This is a genomic window from Rhodobacter capsulatus (assembly GCF_052363175.1).
Classification (GTDB): Bacteria; Pseudomonadota; Alphaproteobacteria; order Rhodobacterales; family Rhodobacteraceae; genus Rhodobacter; species Rhodobacter capsulatus_D.
The window spans coordinates 3,314,749-3,338,292 of sequence record NZ_CP198946.1 but is presented as its reverse complement, the minus strand read 5'-3'; the positions used below and the strand labels follow the sequence as shown (position 1 = coordinate 3,338,292).

Here is a 23,544-nt window from a genome sequence, read left to right as displayed (position 1 = left end):
ACCTGCGGAGGATTTTTAGCGATCTTGCGAAACAATGCCGCGGTCAGGCGATCATCGTTTCGCAAATGCGCAGGGAGTCGCGCAATATCGGGGCAAGCACTTCGGCCCAATGCGCCTGTCCCGATTCGTGCTCGATCAGGTCGTTGCGCAGCTCGATCAGCACGTTCTGCCGCCCGGTGTCGAGCGCGTGGCGGTCGATGCTGTCGCCGCGCAGATGGCCCGAATAGGGCTCGTTGTCGCCCACACACAGCCCCGCCGCCCGCAAGCCTGCGATCAAGGGCAGGGCCAGCCGACCATCCAGATGCGAATGCAGCACCCCCACCTGCCAGGGCCGCGGGCTGCGTCCGCGCAGACAGGGGGTGAAGGAATGGATCGCACAGATCACCGTATCCGTCCGCCGGGCCGCCAGCCGTGCCAGCGCGTCGTGATAGGGCCGGTGCAACCGGGCCAGACGTTCCTCGATCGCGGGGGCCGAGATGTGGCGGTTGGCCGGAATGATCGTGCCGTCATAAAGCTGCATCACCAGCGTCGGGTCGTCCTCGCCGCGGTTGGGGTCGATGACAAGTCGCGAGAAATCCGACCAGATCAGCGGGCTGTCGAGCGCTTCGGCCAGATGCCGGGCCACTTCCAGCGCGCCGATGTCATAGGCGATGTGACGCGCCATATCCTCGGGGGCGATGCCCAGATCGCCGCCGCCCACCCAGTCGGGCACCCGGTTCGTCGCGTGATCGACGGTGATCAGCCAGCGGCCGGGGCGGTCTTCGCCAAGGATGTGGAAGGCGTGATCAGTCATGCTTTCTTTGCCTTTGTCGCTCACAACAGATTTACGTCACTCGGAGCCGGTGTTCCAGTTGCCCTGCGCGACAATTTGCGCCATAGCTGGGATCGGCCCACGAAATGACTGCAACACCAACGCCCGAGGACGCATGAGACGCCTTCGCAATGTCAAGATCGTGGCTACGCTTGGCCCCGCATCTTCCGATTACAATACCATCCGCGCCTTGTTCGAGGCCGGTGCCGACGTGTTCCGCCTGAACATGAGCCACGGCACCCATGCCGAACACAAGGTCCGCTACGACATCATCCGCCAGATCGAGGCCGACACCGGCCGTCCGGTCGCGGTGCTGGCCGATCTGCAGGGCCCGAAACTCCGCGTCGGCACCTTTGCCTTCGGTGCCGCCGATCTGGAGGAAGGCGAACCCTTCCGCTTCGATCTCGACCCGACCGAGGGCGATGGCCACCGGGTCTGCCTGCCGCATCCGGAAATTTTCGCCGCGCTCGAAGTCGGCGCCCGACTGCTGGTGAACGACGGCAAGATCCGCCTGCGCGTCACCGCCTGCGGCCCGGATTTCGCCGATTGCGTCGTGACCGTCGGCGGCACGATCTCCAACCGCAAGGGCGTGAACGTGCCCGATGTGGTGCTGCCGCTCGCCGCGCTGTCCGACAAGGACCGCGCCGATCTGGAATTCGCCTGCGAACTGGGGGCCGACTGGCTCGCGCTCTCTTTCGTGCAGCGCGCCGAGGACGTGATCGAGGCGAAGGCGCTGGCCCGCGGTCGCGCGCAGGTGCTCTCGAAGATCGAGAAACCCTCGGCCGAACGCGCTTTCGACGAGATCCTCAAGGTCTCGGACGGGATCATGGTCGCCCGCGGCGATCTGGGGGTGGAACTCCCGGTCGAATCCGTGCCGCCGATCCAGAAGCGGCTGGTGCGCAAATGCCGGGCCGCCGCCAAGCCGGTGATCGTGGCGACGCAGATGCTGGAAAGCATGATCGAAAGCCCGATGCCGACGCGCGCCGAAATCTCGGACGTGGCGACGGCGATCTACGAGGGCGCCGATGCGATCATGCTCTCGGCCGAATCCGCCGCCGGGCGCTATCCGGTCGAGGCGGTCGAGACGATGAACAACGTTGCCCGCTCGGTCGAAAGCGATCCGACCTATCGCGACATCATCGAGGCCTCGCGCTCGGCCAAGCGCCAGACCGTCGCCGATGGCATCGTCGCCGCGGCGCGCGAGATTGCGGAAACCACCGATGTCTCCGCGATCTGCTGCTACACGCAGTCGGGAAAGACCGTGGCGCTTGTGTGCCGCGAACGGCCGCGGGTGCCGATCATCGCGCTCTCGCCGATCACCCAGACGCAGCGCAAGCTGTGCCTGAACTGGGGCGTGCATGCCGTCCGCTGCGAGGAAGTGAGCCGCTTCAAGGAAGCCGTCGTCAACGCCGCCCGCTCGGCGCGCGATTACGGTTTCGCCGATGAAAGCCATCAGATCATCGTCATCGCTGGCGTGCCCTTCAACGTGCAGGGGACGACGAACATCCTGCGCGTGGCGCCCTGCGACGAAAGATTGATCTATCGCACCGACCCGGAGTAACCTTCCCGGCACACAGGGCCGGAGGGTGCCATGCTCGACAGCGATCTGTTCCTCGTGCTTGGTATCCTCGTTTCGGCCTTTGCAATCCCCGGGGTGCTCTCGGCCTTTGCCGACAGCCGCCCGCCGCGCGCCGCGACGATGGCGGTGCTGGTGGGGGGCGGTCTGATCCTTTTGGCGATGTATACGAAACCGGGCGGTTACACGCCCGGCCAGATCCCCGAGGTCTTCGCCCGCATCATCGCGCGATTCCTCAACCGATAGGCCTGTTTTCGCTTGCCATTCCCGGCCTGCGCGTCTATCTGCCCGCATCTATCCCGCACGGCCGGCCAACAGTGGCATGCCGAGTCGTGCGTTCACTCTCGAAAAGGAGATGAAAATGCCCAAGATGAAGACCAAATCCGCTGCGAAAAAGCGGTTCAAATTCACCGCGACCGGCAAGGTCATCGCGGGTCCGGCCGGCAAGCGCCACGGCATGATCAAGCGCTCGACCAAGTTCATCCGCGACAGCGCGGGCACGATGATCCTGTCCGACTCGGACGCGAAGATCGTCAAAAAATACATGCCCTACAACCGCTGATCTGGAGGCCTGAACAATGTCCCGCGTCAAATCCGGCAAGGTCACTCACGCCTCGCACAAGAAAGTCCTGAAGAAGGCGAAAGGCTACTACTCGGCCCGTTCGCGCAACTTCCGCACCGCCACCCAGGCTGTCGACAAGGCGATGCAATACGCCACGCGCGACCGCCAGCAGCGCAAGCGCAACTTCCGCGCGCTGTGGATCCAGCGTATCAACGCCGCCGTGCGCGCGATTGATCTGGAAATGACCTACTCGCGCTTCATCAACGGTCTGGCTCTGGCCGGGATCGAAGTGGACCGCAAGGTTCTGGCCGATCTCGCCATCCACGAACCCGAAGCCTTTGCGGCGATCGTCGCTCAGGCCAAGGCCGCCGTGGCTGCGTAATTTCCCCCAATCGGGAAACACAACCCCCGCGCGGCAGCCGCCGTCGCGGGGGTTTTGCGTTCGGGCGCTTGAAATCACCCCGGGGGGCGGCTAGCAAGACGCACCCACTTGCAGGAGAGACCTCATGACCACGCTCGATGTGCTCAAGGCGAAATATCTCGAAGGCATCGCGGCAGCCGCGGATGAGGCGAGCCTTGAGGAGATCCGTCTGGCCGCCCTTGGCAAGAAGGGCGAGATTTCGCTGAAGATGCGCGAACTCGGTCAGATGACGCCCGAGGAACGCACCACCACCGGCGCGGCGCTGAACCGTCTGAAGGACGAGATCGACGCCGCCCTGCGTGCCAAGAAAGAGGCGCTGGCCGATGCCGCCCTTGATGCGCGGCTGAAGTCGGAATGGCTCGACGTCACGCTGCCCGGCCGTCCGCGCCGGGCTGGCACGATCCACCCGGTTTCCCAGGTGATGGACGAAGTCACCGCGATCTTCGCCGACATGGGTTTTGCCGTCGCCGAAGGCCCGCAGGTGGAATCCGACTGGTACAATTTCGACGCGCTCAACATCGCGCCTGAACACCCCGCGCGGCAGGAGCATGACACGTTCTTCATGGCCCGCGACGCCGCCGACCCGCGCCCGCCGCATGTGCTGCGCACCCACACGAGCCCGGTGCAGATCCGCGCCATGCAGGCCAAGGGCGCGCCCATTCGCGTGATCGCGCCGGGCCGCGTCTACCGCATGGACATGGACCAGACCCACGCGCCGATGTTCCATCAGGTCGAGGGGCTGGCGATCGGCCGCGACATCTCGATGGCGAACCTGAAATGGGTGCTGGAGGAATTCTGCAAGACCTTCTTCGAGGTGCCCTCGGTCGAACTGCGCTTCCGCGCCAGCCACTTCCCCTTCACCGAACCCTCGGCCGAGGTGGATATCCGCTGTTCCTGGGAAGGCGGCCAGCTGAAGATCGGCGAGGGCAATTCCTGGCTGGAAATCCTCGGCTCCGGCATGGTGCATCCCAAGGTTCTGGCGGCGGGCGGCATCGACCCGAATGAATATCAGGGCTTCGCCTTCGGCGTCGGCATCGACCGGATCGCGATGCTGAAATACGGCATCCCGGATTTGCGGGCGTTCTTCGAGAGCGATCTGCGCTGGCTGAAACACTACGGTTTCGCCGCGCTGGACCTGCCGACTGTGTTCGGGGGGTTGAGCAAGTGAGTGACGCGTTGAGTTGGCAGCAACTAGCGTACGATGTCGTGAAGCTGGTTATTGCGGCGGGCGTCGGCGTCGTTATTGCTCACTATCTGCGGCAAAAAGAAGATGCGGCTAAGAGACGTTCTGAGTGGGTAACTAAGCGTCTCGAAGAGGCATATTTGCTTGTAGTCGAGGCGATAGAGTATCCAGGCATGCCGGCAGAAGAGGGGTTCCAGCGCAAGCTTAAGCTGGAAAAAGCAATTAATACGCTGGAACTCTATGCGGATCAGACGGTCTTGGAAAAGGCTAAGAAAATTTCTGAAGGATACGCAAAGAAAGAGGATTGGATCGTCTATGACGATCTTCTTACCGAACTACGCGACAGCCTCAGAAAGACCTACGGCCTTACAAAAATTACCGAACCGGTGATCAAGATTACCTTTGTCAAACCCGGTGTGACGGATGTGAAGGACGGAGCCCAATGAAATTCACCCTCTCCTGGCTGAAAGACCATCTCGAGACCGAGGCCTCGGTCACCGAGATCGCCGATGCGCTCACCGACCTTGGCCTTGAGGTCGAGGAGGTGGTGAACCCGGGCGCGAAACTCGCCCCCTTCACCATCGCCAAGGTGCTGCACGCCGAAAAGCACCCCGATGCCGACAAGCTGCGGGTCTGCCGCGTGCTGACCGACGAGGGCGAAAAGACCATCGTCTGCGGCGCGCCGAATGCGCGGGCGGGGATCACCGTCGTGCTGGCGAAACCGGGAGATTATGTGCCGGGCATCGACACCACGCTCGGCATCGGCAAGATCCGCGGCGTCGAAAGCCACGGCATGATGTGTTCGGAACGCGAGTTGGAACTGTCCGACGAGCATAACGGCATCATCGAGCTGCCCGAAGACAGCCTGAATTCCGAGGTTGGCTGCAAGTTCATCGACTGGCTGGCGGAAAACCGCCCCGAAGCCGTCGATCCGATGATCCACATCAAGATCACCCCGAACCGCCCCGATGCTTTGGGCGTGCGCGGGGTTGCCCGCGATCTGGCGGCGCGCGGTCTGGGGCGGCTGAAGCCGCTCGCCATCGAGGCCGTGCCGGGCGGGTTTGAAAGCCCGATCAAGGTGGAAATCGACGCTGCCCTGAAGGAAAAGGGCTGCCCGCTTTTTGCCGGCCGTCTGATCCGCGGCGTCAAGAACGGGCCGAGCCCCGACTGGCTGCAAGCGCGGCTGCGGGCGATCGGGCTGCGTCCGATCTCGGCTCTTGTCGATATCACCAACTTCTTCACCTATGACCTGAACCGCCCGCTGCATGTGTTTGACGCGGCGAAGGTGGCGGGGAACCTGCGGATTGTCCCTGCCAAGGGCGGCGAGGAGCTGCTGGCGCTCGATGGCAAGACCTACACGCTCCGCCCCGGTCAGATGGTGATTTGCGACGATGCGGCGCCGGAAAGCCTTGCCGGGATCATGGGCGGCGAGCTTTCGGGCTGCACGGACGACACCACCGATGTCTTCCTCGAAAGCGCCTATTGGGACCCGATCACCATTGCCACCACCGGCCGCGCGCTGAAGATCAACTCGGATGCGCGCTATCGGTTCGAACGCGGCGTGGACCCGGAATTCACCCTGCCGGGGCTGGAACTGGCGACGCAGATGGTGCTCGACCTTTGCGGCGGCGAGGCCTCAAGCGTGGTGATGGACGGCGCCGTGCCGAACACCAAGCGCGCCTACAAGCTCGACCCCGCCCGGGTCATCAGCCTTGTCGGCATGGATATTCCCGAGGCGGTGCAGCGCGAAACCCTGACCGCGCTTGGCTTCACCTTCGAGGGCGATATGGCGTCGCCGCCCTCGTGGCGGCCCGACGTGCTGGGCGAGGCGGATCTGGTCGAGGAAGTGGCGCGGATTGCGTCCCTCACGAAGCTGGTCGGCCGTCCGATGGCGCGTGAAACCACCGGTGTTCCCGGTCCGGTGCTGACGCCGATCCAGACCCGCGAACGCACCGCGCGGCGCACGATTGCGGCCTTGGGCTACAATGAATGCGTGACCTACAGCTTCATCGACGCGACATCGGCGGCGCTCTTTGGCGGTGGCGCGGATGCGACGCGGATCGAAAACCCGATCTCGTCGGAGATGACCCATCTGCGCCCGGACCTGCTGCCGGGGCTTCTGCAGGCGGCGGCGCGCAATCAGGCGCGCGGCTTTGGCGATCTGGCGCTGTTCGAGGTCGGCCCTGCTTTCAGCGGTGGCGAGCCGGGCGATCAGGCGTTGCAGGCGGCGGGGCTTCTGGTGGGCGCTTCGGCGCCGCGTGACCCCTGGGCCTCGCGCCGTCCGGTCGATCTTTACGACGCCAAGGCGGATGTCGAGGCGGTTTTGGCCGCGATCGGCGCGCCTGCGCGGGTGCAGGTCAATCGCAAGGTGGCGGGCTGGTTCCACCCGGGCCGCTCGGGCACCATTGCGCTGGGGCCGAATGCGCTGGCCACCTTTGGCGAGGTGCATCCGAAAGTGCTGCGCGAGATGGGCGTGAAGGGGCCGGCGGTCGCCTTCACCGTTTGGATCGAGGCGGTGCCCTTCCCGAAAGCCAAGACCCCGACGCGGCCTGCGCTGGCGCTCTCGGATCTGCACGCGGTCGAGCGCGATTTCGCCTTCGTCGTTGATGCGGGTGTCGAGGCGTTGACGGCGGTGAACGCGGCTTACGGCGCCGACAAGGTGCTGATCGATCAGGTTTCTGTCTTCGACCAGTTCACCGGCGCCAAGGCCGAGGAGCAGATGGGCGCGGGCAAGAAGTCGATCGCGCTCTCGGTCCGGCTGCAACCGCGCGACAAGACGCTCACCGATGCCGAGATCGAGGCGGTTTCGGCGAAGGTCGTGGAAAAGGTCACCAAGGCCACGGGCGGCGTGCAGCGGAAGTGACGGCAGGTCACGCTTTGTCGCTCTGAAAAACCGGTTAGGCTCTCTCGGAAACGGGGGAGCCTGATGCATTTCGACTATGTCATTCTGGGCGGCGGCTCGGCCGGATCGGTGCTGGCGGCGCGGCTGAGCGAAGATCCGGGCACGCGCGTCTGTCTGGTCGAGGCGGGCGATGCGGCAAAGGACATTCTGGTGCGGGCGCCTGCCTTGGTCGCCGCGCTGGTGCCCGGCTATCTCGGCGCCCACAACTGGGCGCTGCACACGGTGCCGCAGCCGGGGCTGAACGGGCGGCGGGGGTTTCAGCCGCGGGGCAGGGGGCTTGGGGGATCCTCGGCGATCAACGCGATGCTGTATGTGCGCGGCCATCCGTCGGATTATGACCGTTGGGCGGCCGAGGGGGCGACGGGCTGGGATTGGGCGGCGTGTCAGCCGTGGTTCCTGCGCTCCGAGCGCAACATCCGCGGGGCTTCGGCGCATCACGGGGCCGATGGCCCGTTGCAGGTGGGCGATCAGCGCCGCCCGCGCCCGATTACCCGGGCTTTCGTGCAGGCCTGCGGCGCGGTGGACTGCCCCCCGACGGAGGATTTCAACGGTGATTGTCAGGAGGGGGCGGCGCCCTTTCAGGTGACGCAATTCTGGGACGGGCCGCGGAAGGGCGAGCGCTGTTCCGCGGCCGCGGCCTATCTGCATCCGGTGATGGACCGGCCCAATCTGACCGTTCTGACCGGGGCGCGGGCGGAAAAGGTGCTGATTTCCGAGAGCCGGGCGACCGGGGCACTGGTGCGGCAGGGGCGGCACCGGCTGCGGCTGGAAGCGGCGCGCGAGGTGATCGTTTCGGCCGGGGCGTTTGGCTCGCCGCAGCTTCTGATGCTCTCGGGCATCGGGCCGGGGGCGCATCTGCGCGAGATGGGCATCGAGGTGGTGCAGGATCTGCCCGGGGTTGGGGTGAACCTGCAAGACCATCTCGATTACACGGTTTCCCATTTTTCGCCGCGCCGCGATGTGGTGGGGCTGAACCCGCGCGGACTGATGCGATTGGCCAAGGCGGCCGGTGGCTGGATGCGGCATGGCGAGGGGCTGTTCGCCTCGCCCATGGCCGAGGGGGGGGCGTTTCTGCGATCCGCGCCCGAGGTCGAAATCCCCGATCTGCAGATCCATTTCGTCGTCGGCATCGTCGATGCGCACATGCGCAAACTGCATGTCGCGGACGGCTGGTCGGCGCATATCTGCGTGCTGCGGCCGCAGTCGCGCGGCACGGTGCGGTTGGCCTCGAAAAACTCGCGCAAGGCGCCGTTGATCGATCCGGGCTTTCTGACCGATCCGCGCGACGAAGCCCTGATGCTGCGGGCCGGGCGGATGCTGGAACAGATCGTCGGCGCCGAGGCTTTGGCGCCCTGGCGGGGCGAGCGGCTTTATCCGACAGACGGTTCGGACGCCGGGCTGATGGCCGACATCCGGGCGCGCGCCGACACGATCTATCACCCGGTCGGCACCTGCAAGATGGGCACGGATGCGCTGGCGGTGGTCGACCCCGAATTGCGGGTGCGGGGGATTGCCGGGCTGCGGGTCGTCGATGCGTCGGTTATGCCGCGCCTGATCGGCGGCAACACCAATGCGCCGACGATCATGATCGCCGAACGCGCGGCGGCGATGATCCGGGGCCGCTAGCGGCGCCGTTTCACCACCGGAACGCGGGTCGCCACATAGTCGATCGACGGGTTCGGCGGCAGGCCGCCATGCGCGCGCCAGAACTGCGGTCCGCCGCGGCGCAGGAAGGCGGGTATCACCAGCACCAGCCCGGCGACGAAGCCGCCCGCATGGGCCCAGTAAGCGACGCCATCTCCCGAGCCACCGAGCGAATTCAGCAGCTGGATCGCGAACCAGAAGCCGAGCACGATCCAGGCGCGGATGGTGAAGATCTTGTAGAGAATGACGAAGATGAACAGGATATCGACGCGGGCCTTGGGGAAGAGCAGCAGATAACCCCCCATCACCGCGGCAATCGCGCCGGAGGCACCGACCATCGGCGCGTCGCTATAGGGAGCGCCCGCAATTTGCGCCGCCGCCGCCGCCAGCCCGCCAAGCAGATAGAAGATCAGAAAGCCGAGATGGCCGAGCTGGTCTTCGAGATTGTCACCAAAGACCCACAAGAACAGCATGTTGCCCGCGATGTGCATGATCCCGGCATGCAGGAACATGTAGGTGAAAAGCCCGTGCAGATAGACCCCGTGGCTGATCGCATCGGGGTAAAGCGCGCCCCATTGCCAAAGCCCGATCATCCGCCCGCCCCATTCGGCCGTCAGCACGTAGATGAGCACGTTCAGTACGATCAGGCCGCGCACCACCCAGGGGGTGCGGGTCGAGGGGTTATGATCGCGGATCGGGAACATGGGGTCAGCCTTCCCGAAGACGGGGTGTGCGTCAAGCCTCAGCGGCTGGCGCGCAGAACCACCTTGCCAGTTGCATCGCTGAATTCCAGCACCTTGCCCGCCAGCCGCAGGTTCTTCACCGTGCCGATGGTGGAATGGAAGGCCTGTTCAACCTGCATCTGCGCGGGCGGGCACATCATCCGGGTTCCGGCCAATGCGCCCACCTGCAGGAAGCCGTCCTGCATCTCGACGCGCCCCGAATAGCGGTTGCAGCCCGAGGAGCCCGCGATCATCCCGGTTTCGGGTGAAAGCATCGTGACGCTGACGCCCTCCGGCACGGGCGTGCCTGCGACCTCTGTCACGACCCATTCGACCTCGCGTCCCATCAGGCTGAGCGGGTCGATCGGGGCCTTCGGTTTGTCTTCCTTGCAGGCGGCAAGGGCGACGAGGGCGGCAAGGGCGAGAACGGCGATGCGCATGAGACCTCCGGGGTTTTCGCCAGAGTGACCCCGCGGGCGCGGGGCCGCAAGACCTTCACGCAAAGGTGTCAGAAGGTGGGGGGCGTATTGACCCAGATCACCACGGTGCGACCGTCGGCGGCATTGGCCCAGGCATGCGGGCGGCGGCTTTCGAAATAGATGCTGTCGCCGACGCCCAGTTCATGCAGCTCGTCGCCGTCGAGCGTGATGCGGAAGCGGCCCTCCAGCACGGTGATGAATTCCTCGCCCTCGTGGCCGTAGCCGCCCTCCGACGCCGCGCCGGGGGCGAGGATGAAGCGGTGGCAATCCATTTGCCGCCGTCCCTCGGCCAGAACCTCGACCCGCACGCCCTCGACCGGCATCGGCCAGACCCGGGCGGCGCCCGCGCGCACGACCGATTGGCCGATCTCGTCCTGCCCGGAAATCCGCGACACGGTGGAGCCGTAATATTGCGCCAGATCGGCCAGCGTCTTGAAGCTGACCCCGGCGCCAGTGCGTTCGAGTGTGGACAGCGCCGAGGCCGACACGCCCATCGCCTGCGCCACGGTGTCGAGCGTCTCGCCGCGGTTCTGCCGCAGCGCCCGCAGCGCCGCGCCAAGGGGTTCGTTGGTGATCGCGGGCGGGGCGGGGGCGTCGTTCTCGGCTTCCAGCGTCGCGCGGATCGCGGCGGGGTTCAGCCCGGCTTCGCGCCGCAGATAGGCGATGCGCTGCAGCCGCGCCACATCGGCGGCGGAATAGAGCCGCTGCCCCGAGGCCCGGCGTTGCGGTGCCACCAGCCCCTGCGTCTCCCACAGCCGCAGCGTGGACGAGGCCACGCCCGCCGCCCGCGCGGCCTCGGCCACACGAAACAACGGTTCTTCCTCGGATGGGTCTGGCTGCGACTCGGTCATTTTCCTGCCTTACAAGACAAGGATGACCTTTGTTACTGACCTTGCCAAGAATTTTCTTGCAGAAAAAATGTAAAGTGAGAGGATGGCGCATCTCGAATCGGAGCCCTCCATGACCGTCCAAACCTCGCCCGACCTTTCCGCCCGCCGCACCGCCGCCATCGCCAAAGGCGTTGGCGTGACGACGCAGATCTATGCCGAACGCGCCGAGAACGCGGAAATCTGGGACAAGAACGGCACCCGCTACATCGACTTCGCCGCGGGCATCGCCGTGGTGAACACCGGCCACCGCCATCCGCGCGTGATCGAGGCGGTCAAGGCGCAGCTCGACGCCTTCACCCACACCTGCCATCAGGTCGTTCCCTACGAAAACTATGTCGAACTGGCCGAGCGTCTGAACGCCGCCGTTCCGGGCGACTTCGCCAAGAAAACCATCTTCGCGACCACCGGCGCAGAAGCCGTTGAAAACGCGATCAAGATCGCGCGGCACTATACCGGCCGCGCGGGCGTCGTCGCCTTTGCGGGGGGCTTCCACGGCCGCACCTTCATGGGCATGACGCTGACCGGCAAGGTTCAGCCCTACAAGGTCGGCTTCGGCCCGATGATGAACGACGTCTGGCACCTGCCCTTCCCCTGCCCGCTGCACGGCGTGTCGGGGGATGAAGCGGTTGCGGCGCTGGAACGCCTGTTCAAGGCCGACATCGAACCCGCCCGCGTCGCCGCGATCATCGTCGAGCCCGTGCAGGGCGAGGGCGGCTTCTACCCGGTGCCGGAAGGCTTCATGAAGAAGCTGCGCGAAATCGCCGACAAGAACGGCATCGTGCTGATCGCCGACGAAGTGCAGACCGGCTTTGCCCGTACCGGCAAGCTCTTTGCGATGGAACATCACGGCGTTGCCGCGGACCTGACCACGATGGCCAAGGGCCTTGGCGGCGGTTTCCCGATCTCGGCCGTGACCGGCAAGGCGGAAATCATGGACAGCCCGAACCCGGGCGGTTTGGGCGGCACCTATGCGGGCAGCCCGATTGCCGTCGCCGCCGCGCATGCCGTGCTCGACGTGATCGAGGATGAACAGCTCTGCGCCCGCGCCGAGCGTCTGGGCGCGCGGCTCAAGCAGCGTCTGGCCGCCCTGCAGGACAGCGTGCCGGAAATCATCGACATCCGCGGCCCGGGCTTCATGAACGCGGTCGAGTTCAACGTGGCGGGCACCCACACGCCGAACCCGGAGATGACCAACCGCGTCCGTGAAGAGGCGCTGAAGCGCGGCCTGATCCTGCTGACCTGCGGCGTCTATGGCAACGTCATCCGCTTCCTCGCGCCGCTGACCATTCAGGACGCGGTCTTCGACGAGGCGCTTGATATCCTCGAAGCCTCGATCCTCGCCGCGAAGGGCTGAGGCGATGTGGGGCGAGCCTGCACGCGGGGTTGAGCGTCTGGACGACACCGATCAACGGCTGATCGCGGCTTTGCGCCGCGACGGTCGGGCGGCGGTGTCTGACCTTGCCGTGCAACTCGGTCTCTCGCGCGCCACCGTGCGCGCGCGGATCGAGCGGCTGGTGGCGCGTGGCGAAATCTCGGGCTTCACCGTGATGACGCGCGCCGATGTCTCTGCCGCGCCGGTGCGGGGCCTGATGATGCTGTGCATCGACGGCCGCGCCACCGAAAAGGTGGTCGCCCGCCTGCTCGGCCTGCCGCCTGTGCAGGCCGTGCATACGACGAACGGGCAGTGGGACCTGATTGCCGAAATCGGGGCCCGCTCGCTTGAAGAACTCGACGAGACGATCCTGTCGATCCGTCGTGTCGAGGGGGTGGGGCGGACGGAAACCAACCTCCAGCTGTCCTCCCGCCGCCCGGCTGCGCGGTTCTGAGCGCCGGGCTTCTCGGTCGCCCTTGAAATTCCGGGACGGTCCTTGTATTGCGCACCGTCCCGGCTAAAATGGGGCATGACCGCCCCGCCGGGTGACGCCCAGCCGGGTGATGAACGCCGCCCTCGCAGGGGCGAAGAAACAAGGTGCGCCGATGTCCTGGACCGATGAACGTGTCGAACTTCTGAAGAAGATGTGGACCGAGGGTCAATCGGCAAGTCAGATCGCCAAGGAACTGGGCGGGGTGACGCGCAATGCCGTGATCGGCAAGGTGCACCGTCTGGGCCTGTCGAACCGGGTCGAAGGGGCGCCTGCTGCGCCCGCCCCGGCCGCGGCGCCTGCCGCTGCTGCGAAACCCGCCGCGCCCGAGCCGGTGGCTGCGCCCGCCGCCGCCGCGACCCCGCGTGTCGAGCCCGAGCCCGAACCCGTGCGTCCGACGATCGCCGCGGTGCCGCCGCGCCCCGCGCCCGCCGCGCCGCAACCGGCTGCGCCGGTCGCCTCGGTGCCCGGCGTCGTGCGCAAACCGGCGCTGGTGCCCGCGGGCCAACCGCTGCCGCCGCAGCCCTCGCTGAATGAAATCAGCCCCGAGACGCTCGCTTCGGTGCGCGAAGTCGAAAAGCGCTCGCGCAAGATCTCGCTTATGGAATTGACCGAGCGCACCTGCAAATGGCCGATCGGGGACCCGGCGACGGAGCATTTCTATTTCTGCGGCCTGCCGAGTCAGGCGGGCAAACCCTATTGCGAGGCGCATGTCTCGGTGGCGTTCCAACCGATGAGCGCCCGCCGGGATCGTCGGCGCTGAGGCGACGCGGCCCGGCAAGGCGCAACAGCGCCTGGATCGTCGTCGCTGAGCTGACGGATCGCACAAAGAACAGGGCGCCTGCGGGCGCCCTTTCCGTTTCTCTCCTTCCCGCCTTGCGCGCTTGCCGGTATAAGCCCTGCCCATGAGCCAGAACCCGCCCAACCTCCGCCCCGACCTCGCCCCCAAGGCGCTGATGACCGATGCCCCCCGTCCGGGCCAGCCGACGATCGGCATGGTCTCGCTCGGTTGCCCCAAGGCGCTCGTCGACAGCGAACGCATCCTGACCCGGTTGCGGGCAGAGGGCTATGCGATCTCGCCCAGCTATCAGGGCGCCGATGCGGTGATCGTGAACACCTGCGGGTTTCTGGACAGCGCCAAGGCCGAAAGCCTGGAAGCCATCGGCGAGGCGCTTTCCGAAAACGGCAAGGTGATCGTCACCGGTTGTCTGGGCGCCGAGCCCGAGTTCATCACCGGCGTGCATCCGAAGGTTCTGGCCGTCACCGGCCCCGAGCAATACGAGCAGGTGCTGGATGCCGTGCACGGCGCGGTGCCGCCGAAGCCCGATCCCTTTGTCGATCTTCTGCCCGCCACCGGCATCAAGCTGACGCCGCGCCACTTCAGCTATCTGAAGATTTCCGAGGGCTGCAATCACGCCTGCAAGTTCTGCATCATCCCCGACATGCGCGGCAAGCTGGTCAGCCGCCCGGCCCATGCGGTGCTGCGCGAGGCCGAGAAGTTGCTCGAGGCCGGCGTGCGGGAGTTGCTGGTGATCTCGCAGGACACCTCCGCCTACGGGCTTGACCGCAAGCACGAGGCGACCGCCTGGAAGGATGGCGAGGTCCGCGCGCATATCACCGACCTGACGCGGGAACTGGGCAAGCTCGCCCAGCCCTCGGGCGCCTGGGTGCGGCTGCATTACGTCTACCCCTACCCGCATGTGCGCGAGCTGATCCCGCTGATGGCGGAGGGCCTCGTGCTGCCTTATCTCGACATTCCGTTCCAGCACGCCCACCCCGAGACGCTGAAACGCATGGCCCGGCCCGCGGCCTCGGCGAAGACGCTTGACGAGATCGCCGCCTGGCGTGCGGATTGCCCCGAGATCGTGCTGCGCTCGACCTTCATCGTCGGCTATCCCGGCGAGACCGAGGCGGAGTTCCAGTATCTGCTCGACTGGATGCAGGAGGCGCAGCTCGACCGAGTCGGCTGCTTCCAGTACGAGAACGTCAAGGGCGCCCGCTCGAACGATCTGCCGGGCCATATCGCCCCAGAGTTGAAACAGGAGCGCTGGGAACGCTTCATGGAAACCGCGCAGGCGATTTCCGAAGCGAAGCTTGCGGCCAAGGTCGGCACGATTCAGCAGGTGCTGGTCGATACCGTCGATGACGAGGGCGCCACCTGCCGCACCCGTGCCGATGCCCCTGAAATCGATGGCAATTTGTTCATCGACGAGGATTTCGAGTCGCTCGCGCCGGGCGACATGGTCACGGTCGAGGTCGAAGAGGCCTCCGATTACGATCTTTGGGGGCGCGTGCAATAGGCTTTTTGCCGCGCCATCCCGCGCGCAATTTTCTTGCAATGCGGGAGTGATGGCCCCATATCATTTCCCTGCGCACCGCGCCTTTTCGACGACCTGCTCCCTCTGCGGCTACAGTTCTCGATCGTGACGTGACTGAGCCGGGCCGCCGCAATCCTGCGGGCGGCATATAGAAGGAGACTACGGATGGCCAAAGGCACCGTGAAATGGTTCAACCAAACCAAAGGCTTCGGCTTTATCGCCCCGGAAACCGGCGGTAAGGACGTGTTCGTGCACATCTCGGCGGTCGAGCGCGCCGGTCTGCGCGGCCTGAACGACGGCCAAGCGATCAACTACGATCTGGAAAAAGGCCGCGATGGCCGCGAATCGGCGATCAACCTCGCCATCGCCTGAGCCTGTGCGCACGGGATTTCGGAAAGCGGCCCCTTCAGGGGCCGTTTTTCATTCGGGATGCAGAAAGGGCGGCCCCGAAGGAACCGCCCCTTGACGTCAAAGCCCGCCGCCACGGCGGACCGACGGTCTTACTTTTCGTGGCCGACGTCGCGCTGCGGGAAATAGATGTCGTTGCGGTTTTCGTGTTTCAGGACGAAATTCACCGTATGCAGGTTGCCCTCGCGTTTCGCGTCAACGATCTGAGTCAGTTCGGCGGCGGTGAAGTCCGACGCGTCGAGCCCGAGCTGCGCGGCGATCTGCGCCTTGCCGACCGAGGTTTCGTTGCTTGCACGGCTGTTGCCATGAGCGAGAAGCCAGGCGACGGTGCTTTGGTCATCATGGCGGCGGGCATCGGCGATCTGGGCCAGTTCGCTGGTGCTGTAAGCCCCGGCTTCGACGCCGAGTTGGTTGGCCAGCTGCTGATGGCCCGGGGTCACGCCGGTGGCATTCGCGGCACCCGCCGCAAGGACAAGGGCCAGACCGGCGAAGACGAGTTCATTGCGCATAGAAGTTCTCCATTTCCTTTGTTTATCAACGTGATGGACGGTGACAGCGTGTCGTTCCGTCGTCATGAGGGGAATATGGATCTGTGCGTGGTAATTGAAAACAGCGAAAAAAATCGTATTATTGTGCGCAATTACACCGATCACGCGACATTGTGAGGGAGGGTGAAGGGGGCCGTGAGCGTTGTCTGAGGGGGGGAGGGCTGCTCGGCAGAGGCCCCGCGCTCGAGATGCCCCGTGACCGCCGGGTGCCCAAAGGCCTTCAGTGAGTCGCCCGTCCCGCGCTGGTTCAGATCATTCGGTGCGTCGCCCGACATGGACCGGGGGCACGTTGCACATCGGGCGGATCATCACCCCACGCGGCTTCACTTGCCCATCAATCTGAGCAATTGCCATTCGGAGACAAACCGGGGCCCTTTCCCCACAAGGCAAAGTTCCATCGCCTTACGAAGTTTCGTGCCACGGTTAACTTCGATCCAATCGCGCGAAGCGGTGCCTCCGACGATCAGATAATCTGTCTTGCCGCTGACCGACTTCGCAATGACCGCGCCCAGGTCAGCGAGTTCGTCCTCGAAATGGCTTCGCGGGACGGTTTGAAACGTTCCCGTCAAGACGACCTGAGCCCCGTCAAGGTCTTCGGGAAACCGAGCAAGCTTGCATTCGTCGTAGTTCGCCACCCCAAAAACATCCGACAAGCCCGTGTCGCCATAGGAGTCACCGACCACTCTCCCGATAGCCTCGCAGACGATCAGGGACTCATCCGGTGTGACGATCTCGTCCTGCACCGCATCGAGGCAGGTGTTGTGAATTTCTTTGACCCCGATTGCATCCAGAAGCTGTGGAGCCTTTGCGATCATCTGGAGGATGCCTTGCGCCTCCGACGTCGTAATCACGCTGTCGCAGACGATCCCGCGACAGTAGCCCAGAAAGCGGTTGAGGCTGCTCTTGGGGCATTCAGGATCGATTTGTCGTGCACGCACCTCCACCATCAGGGTGATCGTGTCATGCTCCAGTAACTCCGCCTCGAAGTCTTCGAGAATTTCGTGCGCATCATCATCGGCAATTCTCGAGACAAATTCGCGGCATTCAGCGAGAAGGGGGGCGACTTCACCACGCTCGATCATGCCGCTTGCGGCGACACCCTCAAGGAAGCCGGTGAAGTGACAAAAGAACTTCCGATCGTTTGCGACCCGGTGAATGCGACCCAGTGCGTAGCCGTTATGGTCCATATCCAATCAACCCTGACAAAATCCATCCGAAGAGGATCGCACAGCAGGGTGAATTTTCAAGTCTCTCGCTCGCGCCGCTGGCCCTCGCAAGTGTGCTCGGGCGTTCGATGCTCAAATCGTTTCCCTGGAACGATTTGACCCCGCCCAAGGGCGGGGTCGCATCTCACTCATCCATCTTCAATGCCGCAATGAACGCGCTTTGCGGGATTTCCACCTTCCCGAACTGGCGCATCTTCTTCTTCCCGGCTTTCTGCTTCTCGAGCAGCTTCTTCTTCCGCGTCGCGTCGCCGCCGTAGCATTTCGCCGTCACGTCCTTGCGCATCGCGCTCAGCGTTTCGCGCGCGATCACCCGGCCGCCGATCGCCGCCTGAATCGGGATCTTGAACATGTGCCGCGGGATCAGCTCTTTCAGCTTCTCCACCATCGCCCGGCCGCGGCCTTCGGCGCGGTCGCGGTGCACCATGATCGAGAGCGCATCCACCGGCTCGTCGTTCACGAGGATCGACATCTTGACCAGAAAATCCTCGCGGTACTCGGCGAGCTGATAGTCGAAGCTGGCGTAGCCCTTCGTCACCGATTTCAGCCGGTCGTAGAAGTCGAACACGACTTCCGACAGCGGCAGGTCATAGACCACCATCGCCCGCGAACCCGCGTAGGTCAGGTCCATCTGGATGCCGCGGCGGTCCTGGCACAGCTTCAGCACGTCGCCCAGATATTCATCCGGAACCATGATCGTCGCCTTGATCCGCGGTTCCTCGATATGGTCGACATAGGTCAGGTCGGGCAGGTCGGCGGGGTTGTGCAGGTCGCGCACTTCGCCGTCCTTCATGTAGAGCTTGAACACGACCGAGGGCGCGGTGGTGATCAGATCGAGGTCATATTCGCGTTCCAGACGGTCGCGCACGACTTCAAGGTGCAGAAGGCCGAGGAAGCCGCAGCGGAAACCAAAGCCAAGCGCGGCCGAGGTTTCCATCTCGTAGGTGAAGCTCGCGTCGTTCAGCGCCAGTTTCTCGATCGCGTCGCGCAGCGGCTCGAAGTCGTTCGCATCGACCGGGAAAAGACCGCAGAACACCACCGGCTGCGCCGGTTTGAAGCCCGGCAGGGCGGCGTCGCAGGGCTTGCGCTCGTGGGTGATGGTGTCGCCGACGCGGGTATCGCGGACCTGCTTGATCGAGGCAGTCAGAACGCCGATCTCGCCCGGGCCAAGCTCGGCAATGTCGACCATCTGCGGCTTCAGCACGGCGAGCTTGTCGATGCGGTAGCTGGCGCCGGTCTGCATCATCTTGATCTGGTCGCCCTTGCGCACGACGCCATCCATGACGCGGATCATCACGACGACGCCAAGGTAGGGGTCGTACCAGCTGTCGACGAGCATCGCTTTCAGCGGCGCATCCACATCGCCCTCGGGCGCGGGCAGGCGGTGCACGATGGCTTCGAGCACATCGGGAATGCCAAGCCCGGTCTTCGCCGAAATCGGAATCGCGTCGGAAGCATCGAGGCCGATCACATCCTCGATGTTCTTCTTCACCGCATCCGGGTCGGCGGCGGGCAGGTCGATCTTGTTCAAGACCGGCACGATGTCATGGCCCGCGTCGATCGCCTGATAGACGTTCGCCAGCGTCTGCGCCTCGACGCCCTGCGAGGCGTCGACGACGAGCAGCGAACCCTCGACGGCGCGCATCGAGCGGCTCACCTCATAGGCGAAGTCGACGTGGCCGGGGGTGTCGATCAGGTTCAGGATGTAGGTCCGCCCATCCTGGGCCGGATATTCGATCCGCACGGTGTTCGCCTTGATGGTGATGCCGCGCTCGCGCTCGATATCCATGCTGTCGAGCATCTGCTCTTTCATGTCGCGCGCGGCCACCGTGCCCGTCATCTGGATCAGACGGTCGGCAAGGGTGGATTTGCCGTGGTCGATATGCGCCACGATGGAGAAGTTGCGGATGTGATCGAGCTTTTTCATGGGCGCGCAAATAGCAGCAAATCAGGGGTGCGGGAAGGGGGATTGCGGGGCGGCGCGTGCGGTCGGCGCGAGCAGCAGGTCGCCCGGTCAATGCGAGTCCGTTGACGCAACCATAGGGCGAGTGGTAGCGTTATCGGGCCGGGGATCCGGCGCCTAGCAGACGATCAACGGACAATCTCATCCAGGGAGGGAGAGAGAGGATGTCGAGACCCGATTGCACTGCCAAGCCACAGCACGACACGACCGGAGGCTGAGGCGCATCATGAACACGCAAGCCACTCTGAAAACCCCGCTCACGATCAAATCGGTCAGCACCCGCAGCGCCGGTCTGGTCACTTTCATCCGGCTCAAGGGCGTGCTGCCCGATGCGGGCTGGAGCATTGTCGGCGAGGCGGCGCTGACCACCTCGGGGGTGCTTCTGTCGCTGCGCACGCGGCAGCGGGCGGGGATCTTCACCACGGTCGAGCAACCGATCACGGTCGAATATTCGCTGGGCCAGTTGCGGCCGGGCGAGCGCCCCTACCGCGTCACCTGCGATGGGCTGCTTCTGGCCGAGGGGGTGTTGGCATTCTGAGCCGGGCAGGGGCAGGCTCGGCTTTCTTTTGCACAATCCCGGTATCCCGGTTGACGACGCCGATGGTTCGCGCCAGATCATGGGAATGAATTGCGGAGGCCCCCGATGATCCTGTCCGTCCCCAACATGACCTGCGGCCATTGCAAGGCCAGCGTGGAAGCTGCCATCACCGAAGTGGGCGGAAAGGCCCTCGTCAGTCTCGACGACCGTGAGGTCGAGGTGAATGGTCTGCCCGAGGAAACCGTTCTGGCGGCGCTCAAGGCTGCAGGCTTCGAAGCCGAAGTCATCGCCTGACCAAGATTTCGGCAAAAATCAGGCCACTGCCGCCAAATCTGGCGGCAGTGGCATTTGATCGGCGGAAAGCTGCCGAAGCCATTGTGCCTGCTTGCCGAATCCCCTAAAGGAAACGTCAAATCGATGGGATTTGGGCACGAACCCGACCCGCAACCGAGAGCAGAGCATGATGAAACTTACCCTGACCGCCGCCGCGTTCTCTGCGGCTTTTGTTCTTGTGGGATCGGCTGCCTTTGCGGGTCCGATCGACAACGCCTGCCTGCGCGCCGGCCGCACCGCCGATCCGTCGCTTTGTGGCTGCATCCAGCAGGTGGCTGACCAGACCCTGTCGCGTTCGGATCAGCGCCGCGCGGCGAAATTCTTCGAAGATCCCGATCAGGCGCAGGAAACCCGCGTCTCCGACCGCGCTTCGGACGAAGATTTCTGGCTGCGCTACAAGGGCTTTGCCCAAGCGGCCGAAGCTTACTGCGCGCGCTGAAGCCGCTTCAGCAAGGCCCGTGATCCTGCCTCGATGATGTCGAGGCAGCCTTCGAAATCCCGCGTATAATAGGGGTCCGGCACGTCCGAGACCCCGCGTTCGCTTTGCAGGAACATCTCCAGCCGCGCCGTCGCATCCGCAGGCCGCACTGTCTGCGCATCGCGGTAGTTCTGCCGGTCCATCGCCAGAATCAGATCGAAGCTGCGGAAATCCTCGGGCTTCAGCTGCCGCGCCCGCAGGCTGCTCAGATCATGGCCGCGGGCTTTCGCCGCCGCCTGCATCGGGCCATAGGGCGGCTCGCCTGCGTGCCAGCCACCGGTTCCGGCGCTGTCGAGCGTGACGGGCACGCCCTCGTTCGCGGCGAGCGTGCGGAAGACCCCCTCGGCTGCGGGGGAGCGACAGATGTTGCCAAGGCAGAGAAACAGGATACGCATGAGGGGTGTTTACCAAGGGGAAACGCCGATGGCCAGAATCGTGATTCTCACAGGTGCGGGAATTTCTGCCGAAAGTGGCATTCGCACCTTCCGCGCCAGCGATGGTCTTTGGGAGGAGCACCGGATCGAGGATGTGGCAACGCCCGAGGGTTTTGCGCGCAATCCCGCCTTGGTGCACCGGTTCTACAACCAGCGCCGGGCGGCGGCGACCGCGGCCGAGCCCAATGCGGCGCATCGGGCGCTGGCGCGACTTGAAGCCGCGGGGGCGCATCAGGTGCTGATCGTCACGCAAAACGTCGATGACCTGCACGAGCGCGCCGGGTCGCAAAATCTCATCCACATGCACGGGACGCTGAATGGGGCGCTGTGCGCCGCCTGCGGCCATCGCTGGTCTGCGCCCGCCGAGATGAACAAGACCCAGTTCTGCCCGGCCTGTGGCAAGCCCGCGACGCGGCCCGATATCGTCTGGTTCGGCGAGATGCCCTATCGTATGGAAGAGATCTGGACGGCGCTGCGGGCGGCGGATCTCTTCGTTTCGATCGGCACCTCGGGCAATGTCTATCCGGCGGCGGGCTTCGTGGCCGATGCGATGCATGCGGGCGTGCCGACGCTGGAACTCAATCTCGAGCCGTCGCAGGGCACCCGGATGTTCGACGAGGCCCGGCATGGTCCCGCGACACAGGTGGTTCCGGCCTGGGTGGACGAGATGCTCTGCGCATGAATCGCTTGACGCGGGGCGGCTTTGCCCTTATGCCCCGCGAACGGATTTCCGGGCACCGCGTGCAGCGGGTCCCGCAGTATTGGAAGTGGGCCGCGTCGCCCGAGGAAACGAAGGATCAACGCCATGTCGCGCGTCTGCGAACTGACCGGCAAAGGCCCGATGTCGGGCAACAACATCAGCCACGCGAACAACAAGACGCGTCGCCGCTTTCTGCCGAACCTGAACGAAGTCACCCTGATCTCGGACGTGCTGGGGCAATCGTTCCAGCTGCGCGTTTCGGCCGCTGGCCTGCGCACCGTCGATCACCGTGGTGGTCTGGATGCTTTCCTCGCGAAAGCCTCGGATGACGAACTTTCGGCGAATGCGCTGAAAATCAAGAAAGCTATCGCCAAGGCGCAAGCCGCCGCGTAATCGGCTGATCCACCGGATCTGAAAACCCCGCCTTTGGCGGGGTTTTTTCATGTCAGCGCTGCAACTCCGCCAGCATCTCGGCCGCGGCGGCCGCCGGGGCGGCCTGCCCCTCGGCCACGGAGGTGCCCAAAGCCTGCATCCGCGCCCGAATCGCCGGGTCCTGCGTCAACCGGGCCAGAAGCCCCTCGCGCACTTCGGTTTCGAACCAGTGCCGCGCCTGCTCGGCCCGACGGCGATCGAAATGGCCCTTTTCGCGCCGCCAGGCGGCAAGGCTCTGCATGTCTTCCCAGGCCAGCTTCAGCCCTTCCTCGGCCAGCGCCGAGACCGGCACGGCTTTCGGGAACCCCTCCGGGTCTTGCGGACGGCGGCGCAAGAGCCGCAGCGCACCGGCGTAATCCGAGACCGTGCGCAGCGCCGCCGGTTTCAGATCGCCATCGGCCTTGTTGACCAGAATCATGTCGGCCATTTCCATGATCCCGCGCTTGACGCCCTGAAGTTCATCGCCGCCCGCGGGCGCCATCAGTAGGATGAAAAGATCGGTCATCTCGGCCACCAGCGTTTCCGATTGGCCGACGCCGACGGTCTCGATCAGCACGACATCGAAGCCCGCCGCCTCGCACAGCGCCACCGCCTCGCGGGTGCGCCTTGCCACGCCGCCGAGCTGTGCTTGCGACGGCGAGGGGCGGATGAAGGCCGCAGGCTCGCGCGAGAGCCGCTCCATCCGGGTCTTGTCGCCCAGGATCGAGCCGCCCGAGCGCGCCGAGGACGGATCGACCGCCAGCACCGCGACCCGCAGCCCAAGCCCGACCAGCATCATCCCGAAGCTTTCGATGAAGGTCGACTTTCCGACCCCGGGCGTGCCGGAAAGCCCGATCCGCAGCGCCTTTTTCTCGGTGCCCAGCCGGTCGAGCAGCGCCGTCGCCTGCGCCCGATGATCGGCGCGGCCCGATTCCACCAGCGTGATCGCCCGCGCCAGCGCGCGGCGTTCTCCGGCAAGGAGACGGGGGGCCAGATCGGCGGCAGTGTCGAAGGAAGCGGTCATGGCGGGCCTGTGCGAAACGGTGCCGATCGAACGAAAACGTCAACCAGCGTGAAACGGTTTCGGTTTCATGCCCTCAACGGGCGGTGTATGTCCAGTCCGAAGGCATCCGCAGAG

At 65.0% G+C, this 23,544-nt stretch carries 27 protein-coding genes; 18 read left to right on the top strand and 9 right to left on the bottom strand.

Features of this window, described 5'->3' with window-relative positions; genetic code table 11:
- Positions 1 to 43 precede the first annotated feature (43 nt).
- On the bottom strand, positions 44 to 793 hold the full coding sequence (locus tag ACTTAI_RS17320) for an N-formylglutamate amidohydrolase (RefSeq protein WP_444452746.1): 750 nt from the start codon (positions 791 to 793) through the stop codon (positions 44 to 46).
- Positions 794 to 926: 133 nt separating this feature from the next.
- Here ACTTAI_RS17320 and pyk point away from each other — a divergent pair, with 133 nt between their 5' ends.
- The 8 genes from pyk (at position 927) to ACTTAI_RS17280 (ending at position 9,081) form a co-directional block, all read left to right on the top strand.
- The gene (pyk, locus tag ACTTAI_RS17315) at positions 927 to 2,372 is read left to right on the top strand and encodes a pyruvate kinase (RefSeq protein ID WP_444452745.1); all 1,446 of its coding nucleotides are present in this window, start codon (positions 927 to 929) and stop codon (positions 2,370 to 2,372) included.
- A gap of 30 nt (positions 2,373 to 2,402) precedes the next feature.
- A complete protein-coding gene (locus tag ACTTAI_RS17310; RefSeq protein WP_110806101.1) occupies positions 2,403 to 2,633 on the top strand; it encodes a hypothetical protein in 231 nt (76 codons plus the stop codon).
- Positions 2,634 to 2,748: 115 nt separating this feature from the next.
- Entirely contained in the window at positions 2,749 to 2,949 is a 201-nt protein-coding gene (gene rpmI, locus ACTTAI_RS17305) for a 50S ribosomal protein L35 (protein WP_444452744.1), read from the top strand.
- A gap of 16 nt (positions 2,950 to 2,965) precedes the next feature.
- Positions 2,966 to 3,331, top strand: coding sequence for a 50S ribosomal protein L20 (gene rplT / locus ACTTAI_RS17300; RefSeq protein WP_444452743.1), 366 nt, complete (start codon positions 2,966 to 2,968; stop codon positions 3,329 to 3,331).
- 124 nt (positions 3,332 to 3,455) lie between these two features.
- Positions 3,456 to 4,538 carry a phenylalanine--tRNA ligase subunit alpha gene (pheS, locus tag ACTTAI_RS17295; RefSeq protein WP_444452742.1) on the top strand — a complete coding sequence of 361 codons (1,083 nt, stop codon included), beginning with the start codon at positions 3,456 to 3,458 and terminating at the stop codon, positions 4,536 to 4,538.
- On the top strand, positions 4,535 to 4,999 hold the full coding sequence (locus tag ACTTAI_RS17290) for a hypothetical protein (RefSeq protein WP_444452741.1): 465 nt from the start codon (positions 4,535 to 4,537) through the stop codon (positions 4,997 to 4,999). Before pheS ends, ACTTAI_RS17290 begins: the two co-directional genes overlap by 4 nt.
- The gene (gene pheT, locus ACTTAI_RS17285; RefSeq protein WP_444452740.1) at positions 4,996 to 7,416 is read left to right on the top strand and encodes a phenylalanine--tRNA ligase subunit beta; all 2,421 of its coding nucleotides are present in this window, start codon (positions 4,996 to 4,998) and stop codon (positions 7,414 to 7,416) included. The genes ACTTAI_RS17290 and pheT overlap by 4 nt, the downstream gene beginning before the upstream one ends.
- A gap of 63 nt (positions 7,417 to 7,479) precedes the next feature.
- Positions 7,480 to 9,081, top strand: coding sequence for a GMC family oxidoreductase (locus ACTTAI_RS17280; protein WP_444452739.1), 1,602 nt, complete (start codon positions 7,480 to 7,482; stop codon positions 9,079 to 9,081).
- On the opposite strand, the gene ACTTAI_RS17275 is transcribed toward ACTTAI_RS17280, so the two are convergent.
- The 3 genes from ACTTAI_RS17275 to ACTTAI_RS17265 form a co-directional block, all read right to left on the bottom strand.
- A complete protein-coding gene (locus ACTTAI_RS17275; protein WP_444452738.1) occupies positions 9,078 to 9,803 on the bottom strand; it encodes a rhomboid family intramembrane serine protease in 726 nt (241 codons plus the stop codon). The genes ACTTAI_RS17280 and ACTTAI_RS17275 overlap by 4 nt on opposite strands.
- Before the next feature lie 38 nt (positions 9,804 to 9,841).
- A complete protein-coding gene (locus ACTTAI_RS17270; RefSeq protein WP_444452737.1) occupies positions 9,842 to 10,261 on the bottom strand; it encodes an META domain-containing protein in 420 nt (139 codons plus the stop codon).
- 68 nt (positions 10,262 to 10,329) lie between these two features.
- A complete protein-coding gene (locus ACTTAI_RS17265) occupies positions 10,330 to 11,151 on the bottom strand; it encodes a MerR family transcriptional regulator (RefSeq protein ID WP_444452736.1) in 822 nt (273 codons plus the stop codon).
- 109 nt (positions 11,152 to 11,260) lie between these two features.
- Here ACTTAI_RS17265 and ACTTAI_RS17260 point away from each other — a divergent pair, with 109 nt between their 5' ends.
- From ACTTAI_RS17260 to ACTTAI_RS17240, 5 genes are all read left to right on the top strand, one after another.
- Positions 11,261 to 12,544 (top strand): 4-aminobutyrate--2-oxoglutarate transaminase, encoded by a 1,284-nt coding sequence (locus ACTTAI_RS17260; RefSeq protein ID WP_444452735.1) that lies wholly within the window; start codon positions 11,261 to 11,263, stop codon positions 12,542 to 12,544.
- A gap of 37 nt (positions 12,545 to 12,581) precedes the next feature.
- The gene (locus ACTTAI_RS17255) at positions 12,582 to 13,016 is read left to right on the top strand and encodes an Lrp/AsnC family transcriptional regulator (RefSeq protein WP_110806204.1); all 435 of its coding nucleotides are present in this window, start codon (positions 12,582 to 12,584) and stop codon (positions 13,014 to 13,016) included.
- 151 nt (positions 13,017 to 13,167) lie between these two features.
- The gene (locus tag ACTTAI_RS17250) at positions 13,168 to 13,815 is read left to right on the top strand and encodes a GcrA family cell cycle regulator (RefSeq protein ID WP_444452734.1); all 648 of its coding nucleotides are present in this window, start codon (positions 13,168 to 13,170) and stop codon (positions 13,813 to 13,815) included.
- Between the two features lie 142 nt (positions 13,816 to 13,957).
- Positions 13,958 to 15,352, top strand: a complete 1,395-nt coding sequence (rimO, locus tag ACTTAI_RS17245) for a 30S ribosomal protein S12 methylthiotransferase RimO (RefSeq protein WP_444452733.1) — start codon at positions 13,958 to 13,960, stop codon at positions 15,350 to 15,352.
- 183 nt (positions 15,353 to 15,535) lie between these two features.
- Complete coding sequence (locus ACTTAI_RS17240; RefSeq protein ID WP_110806090.1) at positions 15,536 to 15,742, top strand: cold-shock protein; 207 nt, start codon at positions 15,536 to 15,538, stop codon at positions 15,740 to 15,742.
- 128 nt (positions 15,743 to 15,870) lie between these two features.
- On the opposite strand, the gene ACTTAI_RS17235 is transcribed toward ACTTAI_RS17240, so the two are convergent.
- The 3 genes from ACTTAI_RS17235 to lepA all read right to left on the bottom strand — a co-directional run bounded on the left by ACTTAI_RS17235 (position 15,871) and on the right by lepA (position 19,476).
- On the bottom strand, positions 15,871 to 16,287 hold the full coding sequence (locus ACTTAI_RS17235) for a hypothetical protein (RefSeq protein ID WP_444452732.1): 417 nt from the start codon (positions 16,285 to 16,287) through the stop codon (positions 15,871 to 15,873).
- Between the two features lie 362 nt (positions 16,288 to 16,649).
- Positions 16,650 to 17,513: a BRCT domain-containing protein gene (locus tag ACTTAI_RS17230; RefSeq protein ID WP_444452731.1), complete on the bottom strand. Its 864-nt coding sequence runs from the start codon at positions 17,511 to 17,513 to the stop codon at positions 16,650 to 16,652.
- A 163-nt stretch (positions 17,514 to 17,676) separates the two neighbouring features.
- Complete coding sequence (gene lepA / locus ACTTAI_RS17225; RefSeq protein WP_444452730.1) at positions 17,677 to 19,476, bottom strand: translation elongation factor 4; 1,800 nt, start codon at positions 19,474 to 19,476, stop codon at positions 17,677 to 17,679.
- Between the two features lie 262 nt (positions 19,477 to 19,738).
- Here lepA and ACTTAI_RS17220 point away from each other — a divergent pair, with 262 nt between their 5' ends.
- The 3 genes from ACTTAI_RS17220 (at position 19,739) to ACTTAI_RS17210 (ending at position 20,822) form a co-directional block, all read left to right on the top strand.
- On the top strand, positions 19,739 to 20,050 hold the full coding sequence (locus ACTTAI_RS17220) for a hypothetical protein (protein WP_444452729.1): 312 nt from the start codon (positions 19,739 to 19,741) through the stop codon (positions 20,048 to 20,050).
- A gap of 105 nt (positions 20,051 to 20,155) precedes the next feature.
- Positions 20,156 to 20,344, top strand: a complete 189-nt coding sequence (copZ, locus tag ACTTAI_RS17215; protein WP_444452728.1) for a copper chaperone CopZ — start codon at positions 20,156 to 20,158, stop codon at positions 20,342 to 20,344.
- Positions 20,345 to 20,510: 166 nt separating this feature from the next.
- Entirely contained in the window at positions 20,511 to 20,822 is a 312-nt protein-coding gene (locus ACTTAI_RS17210) for a hypothetical protein (RefSeq protein ID WP_444452727.1), read from the top strand.
- On the opposite strand, the gene ACTTAI_RS17205 is transcribed toward ACTTAI_RS17210, so the two are convergent.
- Positions 20,807 to 21,256 carry a low molecular weight protein-tyrosine-phosphatase gene (locus ACTTAI_RS17205; protein ID WP_444452726.1) on the bottom strand — a complete coding sequence of 150 codons (450 nt, stop codon included), beginning with the start codon at positions 21,254 to 21,256 and terminating at the stop codon, positions 20,807 to 20,809. The two genes, ACTTAI_RS17210 and ACTTAI_RS17205, sit on opposite strands and share 16 nt — an antisense overlap.
- A gap of 28 nt (positions 21,257 to 21,284) precedes the next feature.
- On the opposite strand from ACTTAI_RS17205, the gene ACTTAI_RS17200 reads away from it, so the two are divergent.
- On the top strand, positions 21,285 to 21,977 hold the full coding sequence (locus ACTTAI_RS17200; RefSeq protein WP_444452725.1) for an NAD-dependent deacylase: 693 nt from the start codon (positions 21,285 to 21,287) through the stop codon (positions 21,975 to 21,977).
- Positions 21,978 to 22,100: 123 nt separating this feature from the next.
- Positions 22,101 to 22,388 (top strand): 50S ribosomal protein L28, encoded by a 288-nt coding sequence (gene rpmB, locus ACTTAI_RS17195; RefSeq protein WP_013068826.1) that lies wholly within the window; start codon positions 22,101 to 22,103, stop codon positions 22,386 to 22,388.
- 52 nt (positions 22,389 to 22,440) lie between these two features.
- On the opposite strand, the gene meaB is transcribed toward rpmB, so the two are convergent.
- On the bottom strand, positions 22,441 to 23,430 hold the full coding sequence (gene meaB, locus ACTTAI_RS17190; protein WP_444452724.1) for a methylmalonyl Co-A mutase-associated GTPase MeaB: 990 nt from the start codon (positions 23,428 to 23,430) through the stop codon (positions 22,441 to 22,443).
- Positions 23,431 to 23,544: the final 114 nt, after the last annotated feature.

What these genes read in the sequence shown, in the direction of transcription:
- ACTTAI_RS17320 (WP_444452746.1), bottom strand. Translation starts at nt 793, where the DNA reads ATGACTGATCACGCCTTCCACATCCTTGGCGAAGACCGCCCCGGCCGC.
- pyk (WP_444452745.1), top strand. Translation starts at nt 927, where the DNA reads ATGAGACGCCTTCGCAATGTCAAGATCGTGGCTACGCTTGGCCCCGCA.
- ACTTAI_RS17310 (WP_110806101.1), top strand. Translation starts at nt 2,403, where the DNA reads ATGCTCGACAGCGATCTGTTCCTCGTGCTTGGTATCCTCGTTTCGGCC.
- rpmI (WP_444452744.1), top strand. Translation starts at nt 2,749, where the DNA reads ATGCCCAAGATGAAGACCAAATCCGCTGCGAAAAAGCGGTTCAAATTC.
- rplT (WP_444452743.1), top strand. Translation starts at nt 2,966, where the DNA reads ATGTCCCGCGTCAAATCCGGCAAGGTCACTCACGCCTCGCACAAGAAA.
- pheS (WP_444452742.1), top strand. Translation starts at nt 3,456, where the DNA reads ATGACCACGCTCGATGTGCTCAAGGCGAAATATCTCGAAGGCATCGCG.
- pheT (WP_444452740.1), top strand. Translation starts at nt 4,996, where the DNA reads ATGAAATTCACCCTCTCCTGGCTGAAAGACCATCTCGAGACCGAGGCC.
- ACTTAI_RS17280 (WP_444452739.1), top strand. Translation starts at nt 7,480, where the DNA reads ATGCATTTCGACTATGTCATTCTGGGCGGCGGCTCGGCCGGATCGGTG.
- ACTTAI_RS17275 (WP_444452738.1), bottom strand. Translation starts at nt 9,803, where the DNA reads ATGTTCCCGATCCGCGATCATAACCCCTCGACCCGCACCCCCTGGGTG.
- ACTTAI_RS17270 (WP_444452737.1), bottom strand. Translation starts at nt 10,261, where the DNA reads ATGCGCATCGCCGTTCTCGCCCTTGCCGCCCTCGTCGCCCTTGCCGCC.
- ACTTAI_RS17265 (WP_444452736.1), bottom strand. Translation starts at nt 11,151, where the DNA reads ATGACCGAGTCGCAGCCAGACCCATCCGAGGAAGAACCGTTGTTTCGT.
- ACTTAI_RS17260 (WP_444452735.1), top strand. Translation starts at nt 11,261, where the DNA reads ATGACCGTCCAAACCTCGCCCGACCTTTCCGCCCGCCGCACCGCCGCC.
- ACTTAI_RS17250 (WP_444452734.1), top strand. Translation starts at nt 13,168, where the DNA reads ATGTCCTGGACCGATGAACGTGTCGAACTTCTGAAGAAGATGTGGACC.
- rimO (WP_444452733.1), top strand. Translation starts at nt 13,958, where the DNA reads ATGAGCCAGAACCCGCCCAACCTCCGCCCCGACCTCGCCCCCAAGGCG.
- ACTTAI_RS17240 (WP_110806090.1), top strand. Translation starts at nt 15,536, where the DNA reads ATGGCCAAAGGCACCGTGAAATGGTTCAACCAAACCAAAGGCTTCGGC.
- ACTTAI_RS17235 (WP_444452732.1), bottom strand. Translation starts at nt 16,287, where the DNA reads ATGCGCAATGAACTCGTCTTCGCCGGTCTGGCCCTTGTCCTTGCGGCG.
- ACTTAI_RS17230 (WP_444452731.1), bottom strand. Translation starts at nt 17,513, where the DNA reads ATGGACCATAACGGCTACGCACTGGGTCGCATTCACCGGGTCGCAAAC.
- lepA (WP_444452730.1), bottom strand. Translation starts at nt 19,476, where the DNA reads ATGAAAAAGCTCGATCACATCCGCAACTTCTCCATCGTGGCGCATATC.
- ACTTAI_RS17220 (WP_444452729.1), top strand. Translation starts at nt 19,739, where the DNA reads ATGAACACGCAAGCCACTCTGAAAACCCCGCTCACGATCAAATCGGTC.
- copZ (WP_444452728.1), top strand. Translation starts at nt 20,156, where the DNA reads ATGATCCTGTCCGTCCCCAACATGACCTGCGGCCATTGCAAGGCCAGC.
- ACTTAI_RS17210 (WP_444452727.1), top strand. Translation starts at nt 20,511, where the DNA reads ATGATGAAACTTACCCTGACCGCCGCCGCGTTCTCTGCGGCTTTTGTT.
- ACTTAI_RS17205 (WP_444452726.1), bottom strand. Translation starts at nt 21,256, where the DNA reads ATGCGTATCCTGTTTCTCTGCCTTGGCAACATCTGTCGCTCCCCCGCA.
- ACTTAI_RS17200 (WP_444452725.1), top strand. Translation starts at nt 21,285, where the DNA reads ATGGCCAGAATCGTGATTCTCACAGGTGCGGGAATTTCTGCCGAAAGT.
- rpmB (WP_013068826.1), top strand. Translation starts at nt 22,101, where the DNA reads ATGTCGCGCGTCTGCGAACTGACCGGCAAAGGCCCGATGTCGGGCAAC.
- meaB (WP_444452724.1), bottom strand. Translation starts at nt 23,430, where the DNA reads ATGACCGCTTCCTTCGACACTGCCGCCGATCTGGCCCCCCGTCTCCTT.